The sequence below is a fragment of the Formosimonas limnophila genome, from assembly GCF_014652675.1.
Taxonomy (GTDB): domain Bacteria; phylum Pseudomonadota; class Gammaproteobacteria; order Burkholderiales; family Burkholderiaceae; genus Hydromonas; species Hydromonas limnophila.
Window position 1 is genome coordinate 102,345 of sequence record NZ_BMZG01000004.1, and the last position, 14,742, is coordinate 117,086.

A 14,742-nucleotide genomic window follows, 5' to 3' on the forward strand; every position below is an offset into this window, starting at 1 on the left:
AGAGAGGGTAAATAATGTTTCCAGTAAATGTTTCACCAGATATGGCCATGTATAACTTACTGAAAAGTCAAGGTTACGACCCTGCTTATGCAATAGCAGAGTTTATAGACAATGCGCTACAAGCTCACTTGATGTCGGGATCAGATAGAGAGCAGTTAAATATTGATCTTCATTTTTATTCAAGTGACTTTAAACAGGCCTCTCTTAAAAATTCGCTACTTATCAAAGATAACGGACCAGGGATTGCTAAAGATAAACTGGTTGATGCTATGAAACCTGCCAAACCACCAAGTGAAAAGGGTTTGAGTGAGTTCGGTATTGGCATGAAAGCGGCGGCAGTTTGGTTTTGTGATACGTGGCAACTTTTAACAGAACCAAAAAATCAAATGGTTAAGTTTGATATGAAATTTGATCTTCTTTCGCTTATTAATATGCACAAGGAGGTCGTCGAGGTTCAAGAAAAACAAGGGGATGGGGAAAACGGAACTACTATAGTTTTGTCTGAATTAAGGAAGCCAATAGATCAATTAAAATTTAAAGGTATATGCCAAGATTTGCGTGAGTTGTATCAAAAATTCACCATGGGTTCAGACCCTGAGTTGGTTCTGACAGCTCATTTTAATGGTACGCCTACCTCTTTGAAGTTTGATACTGAACGAATTATATTAGAAGCCAAAACATACAAGGAGTTTGGAAAAGTAGTTTATGCGTTTGGTGAATCAAAAAAATGGTACGTCCCGATAGATATGGTTTTCCAAGGAATACAAATCAGTGGTTATCTGTCCTTGCTAGAAACAGGCAGTTATGTAGCTAATCCTGGGATTATTATGTTTCGTTATGGTCGGGTTATTCAAGGACTCAACGCGCGCCCATATTTACCTAGCAAACTATTTCAAACATCAAACAAATATGCTCGTCAACGGGTATATGGCGAGCTATATGCTGATGGACTACCTGTTACGTACACGAAAGATAAATTTGAGATCGACGATGACTTATTTGCAGAGCAATTGCGTGCGGTACCAGGAGTAATTGATTTGCTCAAACAAGCTCAAGAATACCGCCTGAAAGAAGTGAGAGAAGTAGTCAGTGAGGCAGATATTCCTGGGGCAAAACCGAGTCCGAAACCAGGCCCTAAGCCAGAACCGAATCCGAATCCTAAGCCAACACCAACACCCAAACCAACACCCAAACCAAAAGAGCCGCCTTTGCTTGCACTGCTTCGGAAACTGCGAGGGAGTACGACAAATTTAGCACTCTCATCCATAATTGATGAAACGATTTGGCAATTCCAATTTAAACGTGAGTTAGGGACTGCTTTATGTTTTCGAACCGTTTTAGAGTTAGGGTGCTTGGATAAAATACGACGAGATTTTCATGCGGAATACCCTAAAGTTTCAGAGAAGGGGATAAAGTCTTTATTAAATTATATGTATAGCCATTCAAACGATTTCTTTGATGCTAAAAAAGACCATGTCATTGTTAAATGCGTGCAAAGTTGTGCTAATGGAGCACAGCCTGACGTTATTCTTCTGAATAACATTGCTCATGGGCACTATAAAACCAATTTTGCAGAGCTGCATAAATTTGCGATTAACTTGGAGGCTTTGCTTTTATGGGCTTATAGCTAAATTTCTTTAGATGGTGTTTTTAGACAGAATTTATCGTTGATGCGTGCGAGTTAATTGATGTTAAGTTTCTACCAATTAATTCGATTATTTTGGCGTTTACGGCATTACCGAGTGCCTTAAATGCCGCATTGTTTTTTTCGGGTAACTTTTTCAGCGTATGTAAGTGTTGTAGTTTCGCTGCCTCATATTTTGAAACATAACGAGACTCCGACGGGATGATTGGAATTTGCGTGGGGGTCATGGCGATGAGTGATGGTGCAACATCAGCCCTGAGTACCCTAATACCAGAAGCTCTGAACTGGACAACATGATTCCCAATAACGTGTTTTGTATGGTCGCCGCGCCATTCAAGTATTTGCCAACTGTTATTGATTTTGTTTAGTTTTTTCGACCATTTTTCGCAGAGCCCTTTATTTTCTTGATAAAGGTTTCTACTGAAACGAACTGATTTTAGTATCCATGGTGAAATTTTCTTGTTTTTTTGTGCGTAGCTTGGTATATGACTCAATAGCTCGCTCCAAGTACGGCAACGTTCCAAAGATTGTCCATAAGCGCCTTTGTACTGCCTCATGTCTTTCAATGAAAGATTAACGAAGTTTTCAGGGTAATTCGCTCCAAACTCTGGAGCTACGATTGAGACACCGCTGAGCGTTTCGATATTTAATCCATTGAGTAGCTCTTGCCATAATAAAAGCGTGTCTGATTTTTTGATTTCCAATTTTTTATGATGCAAAGAGTTATCAAGGATTTCATTTAAACTTACTTTTATAATCCCTTCATCACTAGCTGATGGCCATTTAAATGATTCATTTTTAACATCAGATCGAGTTCCTAAAATAAAAACACGTTTGCGATTTTGAGGGATACCTAAATCTACGGGTGAAATGATACGGTAATCCATTTTGTAACCAATGAGTTCAAAAGAACTACGAACATAGTTCCAAAACTGACCATTTTCAATGGTTAAAACATTTGGTACATTTTCAAGCAATATAAATTTTGGCTTATGGTGTTTTGCTATTCTAACAACATGATCGATCAGCCGACCTGACTCTGGACACGTCGCTCCTTTTTTCTTTCCTGCTAACGAGAATGGTTGGCATGGGAATCCTGCGCATAAAATATCGTGTGCGGGAATTTCTGACTCGCGTGCGGTGCGAATATCATCATGGGGTCTGACTCCGTGATTGCTTTCGTAAAGATCTCGTAGGTCTTTATCAATCTCACAAGAGAATACACACTCATGTCCATTGTTTTTCAAACCAACATGAAAACCACCTAACCCCGAAAATAAATCAATAAATTTCATTTTACTTTGCCTCCCTAAGTGTAAATGCCTCTGCAACGTTTAATAAAAGCGACCGAAGAGTTTTTTCCAAGTCGGGGTTGTGTTGGACAACCCTATCTAATGCAGCAATTTCGTTTGTAAACACGCTTCGTTCTGGAGTGGGCTGCGCTCCTAAATCAATTTTCAAAAAAGCGCATAAATTTGATACACGAGGTGTCACAACGCTAAATTGGTTACTGCAAATTCGTTGAACAAAGTCCTTATCTATTTTTTTCCATCCCTTGCCTTTGATTTCACCCGAGTGCCTTAAGTTAAAGGCGTTGGCGCAAGCTCTAACAGTTTTGTGTTGTTCTTTTACAGCGTTCTTAACCGCTATGCTGATGTCGAGGTTGGTAATTTTAAAGTTATTCATTGTCTCATAAATTTAATACAATTTAGATAAATGTATCATTTTTTTAATACTAAGTCAACGTTTTACCGCACTTCAACAAAAGTGAGAGGTCTATTTTGTTATAGGTGAGTTATTGAACCTCTTTTGCGCCTGAGGTTATCACCGTTTATAAAGCTTCTTATCTACATTGCGGTTCAGCACATGGATTAACTCAATAAATCTTTTAGGGCCGTCATTAAAATCCTTGAGCATGTGGTTGTAACGTATTGCCTTGTCAGCCCAAGCATTCAACAAGCGGTTCGGATAATCACTCATCAGCCACAAGCAAAGCCCAAGAGCGTGATGCCGCTCTGCGACTTTGTAGCTCTCCCACGATATGCGAGTTTCGCTGCTTTCTATTTTTTGTAGTGTTTGCCCCGTTTGAGCACAAAGGTACGCATGAAGCTTTGGCGCAAGCCGTGGTGAAAACAGCACCTTCATAAAATGGTGTGTGATTTTCAGTTGGTCGCGCATTTCTTGGTCAAATGGAATGGGTTCATCTAAGAAGTTACGCAGCACATTTCGCCAGTCGCTGAATAGCTGCCTATCCCATACATCAACTTTTTGCACGTCTGCTTTTGACAAGTCAAACTGACATTGCCAGCAGGTGCTGAGCGGATTGAATTGATGTTCTTTTGGCTTCCCCAGTTCTTGCCTGTAAAACGCAATACTTTCGTCGCAAGCGGGGCAATGGTCGTGCATTAAATTCATGTGTTTTGGACAAAGTGTGTGTAGTGCGGTGCGCCATGACTTACGGAAATAAGGTTCGTCATCTTCAGCCAAACACTGTGGGCAAAACTGTAATCCGTGACCACGACGTTTACGGTGATAAATCTGCAAAGTGGTTATCCACGGTAATTGACCCGCTGCGCGGTATCTGTCATAGAGTTTGCCTTGATAGGCCAGTAGCGTTGTGTTAAGAATCCTCTTGCGTGATAGCCCAGTTTTCGCTTGAATTCTCTGTAACAGCCAGTCGGGAGCGAGGCGATCAATATCACGGTTCCATACCTCGAAGCGTTGGTCAAACTCTAAATGACAGAACGTTTGGACTTTGAGGCCGTTGGCATGAGCAATCCGTACAAGCCATGATGACAGCAGTTCATCAGAGTAAGGTTGTGGATGAATAGGCCAAAGACTCATTTTAAAAAGATTTTATTAGTGCGTAATATTAGGCTACTATACCGCTAATCAATTTGTATCCTATGATAGGAGAGGATTATGACATCAGAAAAGTTTAGCCATAATGGTAAAGAGTACGAAATAGATATTGTAGAAAAGTATGATGGTGATGGGGTTCAGGATGGCAAGATAGCACGTATCTACTTGATTGGAACTAATGGTTCTTCTCGTGAACAGTTAGACGTCGATTTTGAGTATAGTCAAGACGCGGGTTCGGATTTTCATACAACACATGGCGAGAATTTAGATCGTCACATAATAGAAATCATAAAAGACAGAATTGTCATGGGTGTAATCAATTAATTTCCTTCGTGCAAATTAACTCAACTGGTCAAGTTGTCGCTTACGGTCAGCTGGCGATACCCACATAATGGCATCGAGTATTTTGATGGTAATGCGCTCTTCTCCTGACGTAACGGCTCTGACTGCTGCTTCAGTGAGTATTCTCGACAACTCGCCAATATAACCTTCAGACATTGAAAACAGGCGGGTGGCCAACGATGTTTCGTGCAGATTGGATGCGTTTTTGAGTGGCAACATGCGCTCAAAACTGGTCAATAAGCTCAAAAACTCTTTGTCAAACTCCCATCGAGGCAAGACGGCAGGTTCAAATCGATTGGATAGTTGCGCATCGGTCTGTAAGGCGCGAAATGCGTCTTTGGTGCCAATGCCGACAATCGGCACTTGTAACTCGTTGCCTAAATACTTGATGACGTTTAAGAAGGTTTTTTGGCGGTTCATGCTGCCAGCCAAAACATGGTGTATCTCATCGATGATGAGCATTTTTAGGCCAATGCGTCGCAAAATGTTGATGACTTGAAACTGTTTTTTGTCGATGCGGTCGTGCGGCTTATAGGGTGCAAACAACACGTCAAGAATCGCATTGTAAAAGCGTCCTTCATCGGGTGTGGGTGGGGCCTGAACCATCAATGTGGGCGCAATGATTGCTCCGCCATTCGGATTGTCTCTGGCTGGGTGCATGGCACGGAAACGTGAAACCAGCATGGTTTTGCCATTATTGGTATCACCGACAATCAGCAGATTGGGCATACGATGGCTTTTGGGGTAAACCAGCAAATCTTCTAATTTTGTGATGATGCGCTTCGCTTGCGGATAGCCTATCCAGCGTGGTGAGCGGATGCGCTCAATGCGCTCTTCATATGAGAGTTCCAAGAACTTGATGGTTGCTTCACGGAGATGTTTATGTGTCATGACAAGTCATCCAAATCATCAAACGGTTGGATATCGTCCGAGAGTTCATCAATTGGGTTATTCATGTTCAAATCATGTGATAGAGGTTTGATGGGGATTTGAATGCGCGTACCATGATTGGTTGAGCGACGCTGTTGCGCGCGACGTGCTGCTTTGGTTTTGCCAGCAGCTGCTTGTTCAATTGTTCTCATGCGCTCATATGCCGAGAAAATCATGCGTTCATCAATGTGCTTTTTACCCTCGGCTTTCAATATGCGCTTGGCTTCTCGCAGCTCCCAAATACTCAAAACAGGGTGAGAGCCATCGCGATACGGTATGGTGAAGTAGGAGCGTAATTCGGGATCAAAGAACCAAATCACACTGATGTCGCGTGGATCACGACGAAAGATGAATTTACGCGCGACTTTTGGGTTGCTCGGTTCGGTTGCGCCAATCCACGGGCGCAGTACATCGTGCCAATAGTGAACCTCATCTAAAGCAACGCCGTATTGCTGCACGGTGCGCTCCTCAAACGGCATGAAGTCCAGCCTCAGCTTGGTTTCATCGATGATTTTAGGTGGCAAGCCCGCGCCAGGTCGCTCATGATTGCCCAGGATACCTTCTTTGTATTTGGTCAATGGTGAAGTACCAAGTGATGTGTGTATGCGTTGGTGATACACATCGGTGATGAAGGTTGTGAGCCAAGTTTCAAACTCTGATAACGTCAATATGGCTTTGTCTTCAGAGTCGTAGCCTTTGCGTTCAATCGTATTAGAAAACGTTGTGCCTGACAGTGTGTGAATCTCTGTCAATAACGTGCCAATCGCTCGCTCAATGTGTCCTCCAAAATGAGGGCGGGCAACGGGTCGCCATTCGATATCGATGCCGTATTGTTGGCACGCACGCTGTAGCATTTTGCCGCGAAACTCTTTGGCGTTATCCAGATGGATTTTTTTGGGTAGTCCCCAGCATGGCCAAGTGCCTTTGACCTCGTGTTTGGTGAGCCATGATTCTTTTGCAATAATGCCATGAGCTAAGCACAGCCCAGTCGATAAGGCACTGGGCGGGTCGAATGACACATAAAAGCCTGTAATCATTCGGCTAAAAACATCGATTGCCACCGTAATCCACGGCCTTCCAATCGGGCGGCGGTGAATGTCATCCACCAGAATAATATCGAGTTTGGTATGGTCTATTTCAACAGCGGCCAGTGGTGAGTTTGCATTTGGGAATTGGTTGTTAATGGGGGCATACACTTCATCAGCCGCTTGTTTGCCTTGTCTTTTGGCTGTTTTAATCTGTGGGGCGAGTTGCTGAATGCGCGAGCGAATGGTGTTGTCATGTGGTGGCTTGAGTGATGCAGCCAAGCACAAACGTTTAACTTCAATGCAAACCTTTTGTGCAGACTTGCGTTGTCCCGTCAGGTATTCCGTTTCAATAGCGGTCTGGATAATGGCTTCAACTTCAGACTGCACTCGCGCACGACCTTTATCAAGACGTGGTTGCTTGGACAGGGCAGTGAGCACGCCGCCTTCTTCGTATTGTTTAATCCAACGATAAACCGTATTGGTGTGAAGATTGAATGCTTTAGCACGCTGTGCGACTTGCTCGCGTGTTCGACCAGCACTGTCAAGTAAAGGCTTAATGACGTTAAATCGCTCTTGAATGCTACTCCATGTGGATTCTTCAATACTGTTTAAATCATGGTTGTTACTGGTTTTAGCGACAGGCTGTAACTCAGTCATGTTGGCCTGATGAGTTTCACCCGTTAAAAGATCGGTCAGCAGCACCTTATCCAAATCCAAAATGTGGGTCACGGCGCAACGTGCACCATTGAAAACAAACTCCGAACCGAGTTTTATGGCCAACGTGGTTTGAGTGTTCATCGAATGCTCCATATTTTAGATTGCATGGATAATGGCTGATTCAAATCGATACCAATTTGAAATGTGCCGATCAGATACCAAAGTGTGGGCAATAACTCAGCACGACTCCACTCATCATCAAAAATGGAAGCAAGTAACTCGTTTGGCGTGCTTGTTTTGACGGCTCTGATTTGTTTATCAAGTAGTGTCATATGTGCCTCATAGTGCTCATGCAATACGCCTTGAGTCACATAAGGCAGTAAAAACCGAACGTTATCCATGTAAATGGTGTGAAGTTCAACCTCGGTTATGAGCTTGAAACGCCAACCGCGTGCTTTGCAGTACGCAACTGCTGCTTTGAATTTTGGTTTTAGCGTGAGCCAGTTTTCTTTGATGTCACTGCGGTATTTGACTTCGTACAAAATCTCGATTGTGGTGTGATGAGATTGTTTATAATGCACCAGCACATCAGGAGTGTACGTACGCTTTTTGCCTGAAGGGTCAAACCATTCAATCGAAACGGGTTGAACTTCAAATTGAGCTACGTCATTAGAGAACTCCAGCAGACTGAGAAAGTCGCGCTCGAGTGAGGATTCGTATGCGGCTGCACCATTTGCCTTTGAGTGCGCAGCAATACCCGTGATATTTCGGTAGTTTTTTGGAATTTTTCTAACAGGCATTGCGCATCCAGTCTCAAATAATGTTGTGAAACAAGTTTAATACGCGGATATTTGATTGTTATAGTAGCAAATATCGTTGTTAAATATATAAAAAGCTATGGTTTCAGTACCATTTAATTATGGAAGTGACATTGACTTATTTTGTTAGACGATCTGTTTGATATAAATACGGAATAAAGCATTTGAAATTCATTTAACCCATTCCATCGAGCGGTAAAGGCTATGAGTTTGTATACCGAATACCACCCGATAGGAAAGTCAAAGGTATCACCATGTATATCCAGTCTGTCGATATTAAGAAATGCCGCATCTTAGAAAATGTGGTCTTGCGCTTTCAGACACCGAACGATATTACAGCACAGACCAATGGCAATGTCATTAACATCATTGCAGGGGTTAACGGCTGCGGTAAAACTAGCGTGTTGCGAGCAATTTACGAAGAGTTTAATACCCCTTGGAATACTCGTGAGAGTATAATAGAATTTGATGCTTTTAGTCTAAATGGGCAGTTTCTCAAGCATGACAAAAAATTAAACGTTTTTGGCCAATTTTGGCATCGACAAAGACAGTCGATTGATAAAGGCGAGGCTAAATTATCGGATGAAAAGTTAATTTTTTTACCATCACAACAAAGTTTTGATTTCCAGCCTCAGGCACAGCTTGAGCTCAAATATGTATTTGCTCAAGAAGTCAATAAACGCACTCTCTTGGGTAATGCCGAGTTTTATATCAAAGAGTATGTGTTGGGTTTAGAGCGCAAAAGTGACATAGCTGATCCCAAGGCGCGTACTCGAGCCGCGATTAATGAGTTTAACAGTCATTTCTTAGATGCCGATTTACTCACTCAATTGGATGACTTGTCTGCTGAGCAGTTTAATCGTCCTTTGTTTAAAAATGTGGCAGGTGAGCGTGTGACCATTGACCAGCTCAGTGATGGCGAAAAGCAGCTGTATGCACGGGTGATTGCGCTGATGATGCTGCAACCGCAAGACTCCATTATTTTGATTGATGAGCCAGAAATCGCCCTGCATCCCGCGTGGCAACAAAAAATCATGTCGATTTATGCCAATATTGGTCAAAACAACCAATTCATTATTGCGACGCATTCACCGCAGATTATCGCTAGTGTGCCTTATCAAAATTTGATTTTGTTGCGCAAAAACCCTGAGACGCGCCAGATTGAAGCCGTGCATTGTGACCAGCCGCCGACTGGAGTGGACGTCAACAGTATTTTGTCTGAGGTGATGGGGGCTGAGGCACAACCCAAAAAACTAACGGACTTGTATCGACAATACAGAGAGTTTGTTGAGAACAAAGAAGAGCATTCACCGCAAGCCTTACAGATAAAAAGCGAACTGCTTAAGTTGGAAAGTCCAGAGTCTGCCTTTATGCAAGAAATGCAGTTTTTGATCGACCTGCGGGAGGATTGATGCGTTACATCAACAAAGGCCCATCTCCCGACTATTTTGAGACAGAAAAACAGAGCATAGTGATTGACCCAAGCTGGAATAACTTGCACTGTAAAACACAGTTAAAAGTGGATTTAATTGCTGAACAGGCTGGCTTGTGCGTGTACTGCGAAGTAGGCATTGATGCTGAAAATGCTCATATTGAGCACATCCAAGCGCAGTCAGTGCATCCGGACCTGCGCTTTGAGTACCGTAACTTAGTGGCTTCATGCTATGGGGCGCAACAGAATTCGGTTTTAACAGTGAACCCTTATGCATCCGAAAATATTGATTCTTGTGGCCACCACAAAGACGATTCGCTTGATATGGGGTTGTTTTTAAACCCAGTAGAAGTGAAAAATATTGGTGAGTATTTTGTGTATGACAAGACCACTTGTGAAATATTAGGCAGTCAGTTAGATGTGGCAAAAGCAAATTACACCATCAGTTTGCTCAATTTGAACAATCCTAGACTCAATATCGCACGAGCTAACGCTCGCACGGCTTTAGAAAAAGCGGTGAAATCTAGTGTTAAAGAACCAATAAGAAGACGGCAAGCGGTACAAAAGTTGCTGGCCAAGGAGCGTCCGTTTATTTCATTTTTGCGTGATTATTTCATTTTTGCGTGATGCTTTTTCTATGTGACTGGTCATATAGGGAGATTGCGGGTCAAGCCCGCAATGACGCGCATGGATGTGCGTTAATTTTAATGATGAAAGTGCTGTGAATGAAAACCATGAGTTACGAGGAGTACCTCAACGAAGTCACTACCTTGATTTATGAGCTGTACGATCTTGATGAGGAGGCGGCGATTGGATTGGTGGTGGCGGCTCAGGATGCTGAGTATTTTGTGCCGCATGATTTGGCACCTGAGATGCGCACTTTGGCTAATGCACGGGCGGATGCTTTGAAGTTGTTTCAGCAGAGCATTCGATGATGAGACGGTACGGGCAGAAATGCCCGTTTTGTTCGTTTGACTTATGGTGCGGTGAAGGCGATGGTGTTTGTAATGGTTTTTTGACAGGGCGGCTCACCGTTCGGGAGGTTGCGGGTCAAGCCCGCAACGACGAGTCGGATTGATTAAGGTTTTTATAATGAAGATGAGAGCTATTGATGCGTGAAGCCTGTGAGTTATGTGGCAAGCCGTTTGAGTGTGCGTCTGACAGTACGTGCTGGTGCATGGCGTATCCTGCTGTGTTGAGTGCGGAGCAGGCGGCTCAAGTTGGTGAGCGTTGCCTATGCCCTGATTGTTTGAGCCTACGCACGCAGCAGGTGTTGCGTGAGCGCATTGATGTGGTTGCGGTGCATGCTGAGCCTTCGGATGAGGCGATGGCTTGTCAGCGCTTGCCGTTGGTTGAGGGTTTGGATTACACGGTTGAGGGCGGGGCTTGGGTGTTGTCTCGCTGGTTTCATTTGAAGCGCGGCAGTTGTTGCGGTCAGGGTTGTCGGCATTGTCCTTTTGGTCATGTGAATGTGGGGCGCGACGGATGAAAACATTGTTAATCATGTATCACAGCCTCACGGGACGCACGTTTGAGTTGGCCAAATCGGTCTGTGAGGGGGCGCGCCTGTCGTTGGCAGGTGAACACGGTGAGTCCTCTGTCGTGGTGTCTTTCCTGCACGCGCGTGATGTGTCGGTGCCTGAGGTGCTGTCGGCGGATGCTTGGGTGATTTGTACGCCTGAGAATTTTGGTTATATGTCGGGCGAGGTGAAGGCGGTTTTTGATCGAACCTATGATGTAACGCGTGAGGCGACGGCGGGTCGCGCGTATGCATTGGTGGTAAGCGCGAGCAATGACGGGCGTGGCGCAGTGGCTGCGATGGAGCGGATTATGGTGGGTTATGGGATGAAGGCGGCGCTTGAGCCGCTGATGGTTCGAGGTGAGGTGGGCGAGCGAGATGTGACGGCAGCCCATGAGCTGGGGCAGTATATGGCGGCGGCGCTTGATGCAGGTTTGATTTGAATAGAGAAGTCTTGACTCTGTGCATCAAGCGAAGCCTTTTGTTTGAGCCTGAATGTTATTGTTGAACCATAATTAGCTTTTGAGTACCAAACCCAGCGGCTTTGGCTTTATCAATCAGCTGCTGTTTGAGTGGTTCGCTGATGGTGGGGGTGCGCGACAGCAACCACAGGTATGAGTGGTCTGGGCCGCTGACGAGCGCGTATTGATAATTGGTTTTATCTAACTCAAAGACGATGTAACCACCATAAAATGGCCCGAAAAATGACACTTTGAGATGACCCGTTGAGGTGTCACCGACAAAGCGCGCTTTACCTGTCGCTTGTTGCCATTTTTGTTTACTCTCAGAGTAACCTTTGTTGATGACAGTGAGCGTGTTGTCTGGGTTGAGTGTGTATTCTGCGGTGACCTTGGATAGCCCACGCTCAAAGCTGTGGTCTAAACGAGCGATTTCATACCACGTACCTGTGTAGCGCGTGGCGTCAAAGTTGGTCACAGGTGTGACGCCTTGTGGAATGCTGTTGCTGGTACAACCGACTAAAAATAAACTGGTGATGAGGACGGTTAAATATTTGAATGGATTCATGATGATTCTCCTGTGGGTGTCTGTGTAGCATACCCTTTTATATGCGGTCTGTGTGGAGGGAAAAATAGAGTCCCAAAGCAAAAAACACCTTGTCGAAACAAAGTGTTTTTGATATGTACTGTGATAGAGTCAATCGCGTTTAAATTGACAAACCGCCTGAGACTTCTAAAGCCACGCCGTTGATATAACTGGCCTCATCGGATGCGAGAAACGCATAGGCGTTGGCGATTTCTTCGGGTTGCCCCAAACGACGCTGCCAGCATTGGCCTTTCATGACATCGAGGACTTTTTCTGGGATGGTGTCCAAAATCGGTGTTTGGATGAAACCAGGGCAAACGGCATTGACACGAATGCCTTTCGGGCCGAGTTCGCGTGCCCATGTGGTGGTGAAACCGATCACGCCGTATTTACTGGCGGCGTAGTTGGTTTGGCCGAAATTGCCATACAGACCGACGACGGAGGAGGCATTGAGAATGACACCGCTGCCTTGTTCGAGCATGGTTGGTGCAACGGATTGGGTACAGGCAAATACCGCTTTGAGGTTCACGCTGATGACTTGGTCGAATTGCTCTTCGGTCATGTTGATAAGGCGCGCGTCGCGGGTGATGCCTGCGTTGTTGACGAGGATGTCGATGCGGTGGTGTTTGGCTTTGACGTTGACGATGAGTTCATCGACTTGGGCGCGATTGGTGACATTGACGACGGCGATGTCGGCGGTGAGATTTTCGGCGGCTAAATCGGCTTGGGCTTTGAGTAAGCTGGTTTCGTTCAGGTCAACCAAGACAACTTTGGCGCCTTCGAGGGCAAACTTACGTGCCGTGGCCAAACCGATGCCCTGAGCCGCACCTGTGATGATGGCGACTTTATCGTTCAATCGTTTCATACATATCCTCATGGGTTGTGTCATAAAAATTGCTGACTTTCGACCGACATTAAAGCACAGTCCCTAATGCATGTGCTGCATTTTCGACGTTAACGAGATGTAAAATAAGCGGATTGAAATTTCTTTAAAACACTCTATAAGGAGTTGCCATGAGTTTATCCAGTGTTACCCATGATTTATCAAAGCGTGCCCCTCATTTAACCATCGTCGAAACTGATACACCGACGCCCACGGTACAAACAGCTGCCGATGTGCACGGTGTTGCTCCTGCGCAGATTGCAAAGACACTGGCGTTTTGGGTGGATAATGGTGGTGCAAAAAAACCTGTGCTCATTGTAGCGGGAGGAATGGCGCGGATGGATAATGCGAAGGTCAAGCGCGCTTTGGGTGGCAAAGCAAAAATGCTCAATGCCGAAGAGGTGCTGTCCGTCACCAGTCACCCAGTGGGTGGCGTGTGCCCCTTTGGTTTGCCCTCGTCGTTGAAGATTTATTTAGACGAAAGCTTAAAGCAGTTTGATGAGTTACTGCCTGCAGCGGGGAGCGTGAACAGTGCGGTGCGCGTGTCATTGAATGAACTCGCGCATTTAACGCAAGGTGAGTGGGTGGATGTGGCGAAAGAGGTCGAGGCAGAGGTAGTGACTTGATGTGGCGGGCTTTGTCGGTAAAAGTCCTCAAAACCTGATTGTCTACAAAATGGGCGATAAAAAACGGCGATGGTATTCGCCGTTTTTGTGTCGTGAATGGCTGCTGATTACTCAATATCCAACACAGCATTGGTATAAACCTCTTGCACGTCGTCCAAGTCTTCGAGTCTGTCGAGGATTTTTTGCATTCGGATGGCATCGTCGCCAGACAGCTCGATTTCGGTTTGGCCGCGCATGGTGATGTCGGCTTCCTCGGCGATTAAACCTGCGGTATCGAAAGCATTTTTGAGGGTTTCAAAGTCAGCGGGATCGCAGATCACTTCGGTGAGACCCTCGTCATCGGTGATGACATCAGATGCGCCGTTTTCTAAGGCGATGTTCATGATGGTGTCTTCGGAGACTTCAGGGGAAAACAAAAATTGGCCAACGTGGTCAAACATGAATGCCACGGAGCCGTCTGTGCCGAGATTTCCGCCGTGCTTGGATAGCGCGTGGCGCACGTCAGCGACGGTGCGGGTTTTGTTGTCGGTCATGCAGTCGATGATGAGTGCTGCGCCGCCAATGCCGTAGCCTTCGTAGCGAATCTCTTCGTAGTCTTCACCCTCGCCAGCACCTGCGCCACGTGCAACGGCGCGGTTGATGTTGTCATTCGGCATGTTCGCGCCCTTGGCTTTGTCGATGGCCAGACGCAGGCGTGGATTGGCAGTCGGATCACCGCCGCCTGTTTTGGCGGCGACTTGTAACTCCTTGATGATGCGGGTCCAAGCCTTACCGCGTGTGGCGTCGGCACGTGCCTTCTTGTGTTTGATATTGGCCCATTTGCTGTGTCCTGCCATAAATTCCTCGAAAAAAGTAAGCGCAGCCTGTGCAGACTATGCACTGGCTTTGGTTTATAATCAGCGCACATTTTAACACACGCACTGTCTCTAAAACCAGTGCGCATTCGCAAGGAGTAT

The 14,742-nt window shown here is 45.3% G+C and carries 17 protein-coding genes; 8 read left to right on the plus strand and 9 right to left on the minus strand.

Features of this window, described 5'->3' with window-relative positions:
- Positions 1-14 precede the first annotated feature (14 nt).
- The gene (locus IE082_RS04545; RefSeq protein ID WP_189492227.1) at positions 15-1,631 is read left to right on the plus strand and encodes an ATP-binding protein; all 1,617 of its coding nucleotides are present in this window, start codon (positions 15-17) and stop codon (positions 1,629-1,631) included.
- A 19-nt stretch (positions 1,632-1,650) separates the two neighbouring features.
- Here the strand turns inward: IE082_RS04545 and IE082_RS04550 are convergent, their stop codons facing one another.
- From IE082_RS04550 to IE082_RS04560, 3 genes are all read right to left on the minus strand, one after another.
- A complete protein-coding gene (locus IE082_RS04550; RefSeq protein WP_189492231.1) occupies positions 1,651-2,940 on the minus strand; it encodes a DNA cytosine methyltransferase in 1,290 nt (429 codons plus the stop codon).
- Position 2,941: 1 nt separating this feature from the next.
- On the minus strand, positions 2,942-3,331 hold the full coding sequence (locus IE082_RS04555; protein ID WP_189492234.1) for a hypothetical protein: 390 nt from the start codon (positions 3,329-3,331) through the stop codon (positions 2,942-2,944).
- A 138-nt stretch (positions 3,332-3,469) separates the two neighbouring features.
- Entirely contained in the window at positions 3,470-4,489 is a 1,020-nt protein-coding gene (locus IE082_RS04560) for a TniQ family protein (protein ID WP_189492236.1), read from the minus strand.
- A gap of 78 nt (positions 4,490-4,567) precedes the next feature.
- On the opposite strand from IE082_RS04560, the gene IE082_RS04565 reads away from it, so the two are divergent.
- The gene (locus tag IE082_RS04565) at positions 4,568-4,831 is read left to right on the plus strand and encodes a hypothetical protein (protein ID WP_189492239.1); all 264 of its coding nucleotides are present in this window, start codon (positions 4,568-4,570) and stop codon (positions 4,829-4,831) included.
- A gap of 15 nt (positions 4,832-4,846) precedes the next feature.
- On the opposite strand, the gene IE082_RS04570 is transcribed toward IE082_RS04565, so the two are convergent.
- The 3 genes from IE082_RS04570 to IE082_RS04580 are packed head-to-tail and all read right to left on the minus strand — an operon-like array spanning position 4,847 to position 8,264.
- On the minus strand, positions 4,847-5,740 hold the full coding sequence (locus tag IE082_RS04570) for a TniB family NTP-binding protein (RefSeq protein WP_189492242.1): 894 nt from the start codon (positions 5,738-5,740) through the stop codon (positions 4,847-4,849).
- Positions 5,737-7,605: a TnsB C-terminal domain-containing protein gene (locus IE082_RS04575; protein WP_229809720.1), complete on the minus strand. Its 1,869-nt coding sequence runs from the start codon at positions 7,603-7,605 to the stop codon at positions 5,737-5,739. The genes IE082_RS04570 and IE082_RS04575 overlap by 4 nt, the downstream gene beginning before the upstream one ends.
- Complete coding sequence (locus tag IE082_RS04580; protein WP_189492249.1) at positions 7,602-8,264, minus strand: TnsA endonuclease N-terminal domain-containing protein; 663 nt, start codon at positions 8,262-8,264, stop codon at positions 7,602-7,604. Before IE082_RS04580 ends, IE082_RS04575 begins: the two co-directional genes overlap by 4 nt.
- A 272-nt stretch (positions 8,265-8,536) precedes the next feature.
- On the opposite strand from IE082_RS04580, the gene IE082_RS04585 reads away from it, so the two are divergent.
- The 5 genes from IE082_RS04585 to IE082_RS04605 all read left to right on the plus strand — a co-directional run bounded on the left by IE082_RS04585 (position 8,537) and on the right by IE082_RS04605 (position 11,676).
- A complete protein-coding gene (locus IE082_RS04585; protein ID WP_189492252.1) occupies positions 8,537-9,694 on the plus strand; it encodes an AAA family ATPase in 1,158 nt (385 codons plus the stop codon).
- On the plus strand, positions 9,694-10,341 hold the full coding sequence (locus tag IE082_RS04590; RefSeq protein ID WP_189492255.1) for a retron system putative HNH endonuclease: 648 nt from the start codon (positions 9,694-9,696) through the stop codon (positions 10,339-10,341). The genes IE082_RS04585 and IE082_RS04590 overlap by 1 nt, the downstream gene beginning before the upstream one ends.
- Before the next feature lie 98 nt (positions 10,342-10,439).
- A complete protein-coding gene (locus tag IE082_RS04595; RefSeq protein ID WP_189492258.1) occupies positions 10,440-10,649 on the plus strand; it encodes a hypothetical protein in 210 nt (69 codons plus the stop codon).
- A 176-nt stretch (positions 10,650-10,825) separates the two neighbouring features.
- A complete protein-coding gene (locus IE082_RS04600; protein WP_229809721.1) occupies positions 10,826-11,203 on the plus strand; it encodes a cysteine-rich CWC family protein in 378 nt (125 codons plus the stop codon).
- Positions 11,200-11,676, plus strand: coding sequence for a flavodoxin family protein (locus tag IE082_RS04605; RefSeq protein ID WP_189492260.1), 477 nt, complete (start codon positions 11,200-11,202; stop codon positions 11,674-11,676). Before IE082_RS04600 ends, IE082_RS04605 begins: the two co-directional genes overlap by 4 nt.
- A 55-nt stretch (positions 11,677-11,731) precedes the next feature.
- On the opposite strand, the gene IE082_RS04610 is transcribed toward IE082_RS04605, so the two are convergent.
- Complete coding sequence (locus IE082_RS04610) at positions 11,732-12,259, minus strand: lipocalin family protein (RefSeq protein WP_189492265.1); 528 nt, start codon at positions 12,257-12,259, stop codon at positions 11,732-11,734.
- A gap of 139 nt (positions 12,260-12,398) precedes the next feature.
- Entirely contained in the window at positions 12,399-13,142 is a 744-nt protein-coding gene (locus tag IE082_RS04615; protein ID WP_189492268.1) for a beta-ketoacyl-ACP reductase, read from the minus strand.
- A 149-nt stretch (positions 13,143-13,291) separates the two neighbouring features.
- Between IE082_RS04615 and IE082_RS04620 the strand changes: the two genes are divergently transcribed.
- On the plus strand, positions 13,292-13,786 hold the full coding sequence (locus tag IE082_RS04620; protein WP_189492271.1) for a YbaK/EbsC family protein: 495 nt from the start codon (positions 13,292-13,294) through the stop codon (positions 13,784-13,786).
- A 107-nt stretch (positions 13,787-13,893) separates the two neighbouring features.
- On the opposite strand, the gene IE082_RS04625 is transcribed toward IE082_RS04620, so the two are convergent.
- Entirely contained in the window at positions 13,894-14,622 is a 729-nt protein-coding gene (locus tag IE082_RS04625; protein WP_189492273.1) for a YebC/PmpR family DNA-binding transcriptional regulator, read from the minus strand.
- Between the last annotated feature and the right edge of the window lie 120 nt (positions 14,623-14,742).

Coding starts and splice junctions, on each gene's coding strand:
- IE082_RS04545 (WP_189492227.1), top strand. CDS start 15: ATGTTTCCAGTAAATGTTTCACCAGATATGGCCATGTATAACTTACTG.
- IE082_RS04550 (WP_189492231.1), bottom strand. CDS start 2,940: ATGAAATTTATTGATTTATTTTCGGGGTTAGGTGGTTTTCATGTTGGT.
- IE082_RS04555 (WP_189492234.1), bottom strand. CDS start 3,331: ATGAATAACTTTAAAATTACCAACCTCGACATCAGCATAGCGGTTAAG.
- IE082_RS04560 (WP_189492236.1), bottom strand. CDS start 4,489: ATGAGTCTTTGGCCTATTCATCCACAACCTTACTCTGATGAACTGCTG.
- IE082_RS04565 (WP_189492239.1), top strand. CDS start 4,568: ATGACATCAGAAAAGTTTAGCCATAATGGTAAAGAGTACGAAATAGAT.
- IE082_RS04570 (WP_189492242.1), bottom strand. CDS start 5,740: ATGACACATAAACATCTCCGTGAAGCAACCATCAAGTTCTTGGAACTC.
- IE082_RS04575 (WP_229809720.1), bottom strand. CDS start 7,605: ATGAACACTCAAACCACGTTGGCCATAAAACTCGGTTCGGAGTTTGTT.
- IE082_RS04580 (WP_189492249.1), bottom strand. CDS start 8,264: ATGCCTGTTAGAAAAATTCCAAAAAACTACCGAAATATCACGGGTATT.
- IE082_RS04585 (WP_189492252.1), top strand. CDS start 8,537: ATGTATATCCAGTCTGTCGATATTAAGAAATGCCGCATCTTAGAAAAT.
- IE082_RS04590 (WP_189492255.1), top strand. CDS start 9,694: ATGCGTTACATCAACAAAGGCCCATCTCCCGACTATTTTGAGACAGAA.
- IE082_RS04595 (WP_189492258.1), top strand. CDS start 10,440: ATGAAAACCATGAGTTACGAGGAGTACCTCAACGAAGTCACTACCTTG.
- IE082_RS04600 (WP_229809721.1), top strand. CDS start 10,826: ATGCGTGAAGCCTGTGAGTTATGTGGCAAGCCGTTTGAGTGTGCGTCT.
- IE082_RS04605 (WP_189492260.1), top strand. CDS start 11,200: ATGAAAACATTGTTAATCATGTATCACAGCCTCACGGGACGCACGTTT.
- IE082_RS04610 (WP_189492265.1), bottom strand. CDS start 12,259: ATGAATCCATTCAAATATTTAACCGTCCTCATCACCAGTTTATTTTTA.
- IE082_RS04615 (WP_189492268.1), bottom strand. CDS start 13,142: ATGAAACGATTGAACGATAAAGTCGCCATCATCACAGGTGCGGCTCAG.
- IE082_RS04620 (WP_189492271.1), top strand. CDS start 13,292: ATGAGTTTATCCAGTGTTACCCATGATTTATCAAAGCGTGCCCCTCAT.
- IE082_RS04625 (WP_189492273.1), bottom strand. CDS start 14,622: ATGGCAGGACACAGCAAATGGGCCAATATCAAACACAAGAAGGCACGT.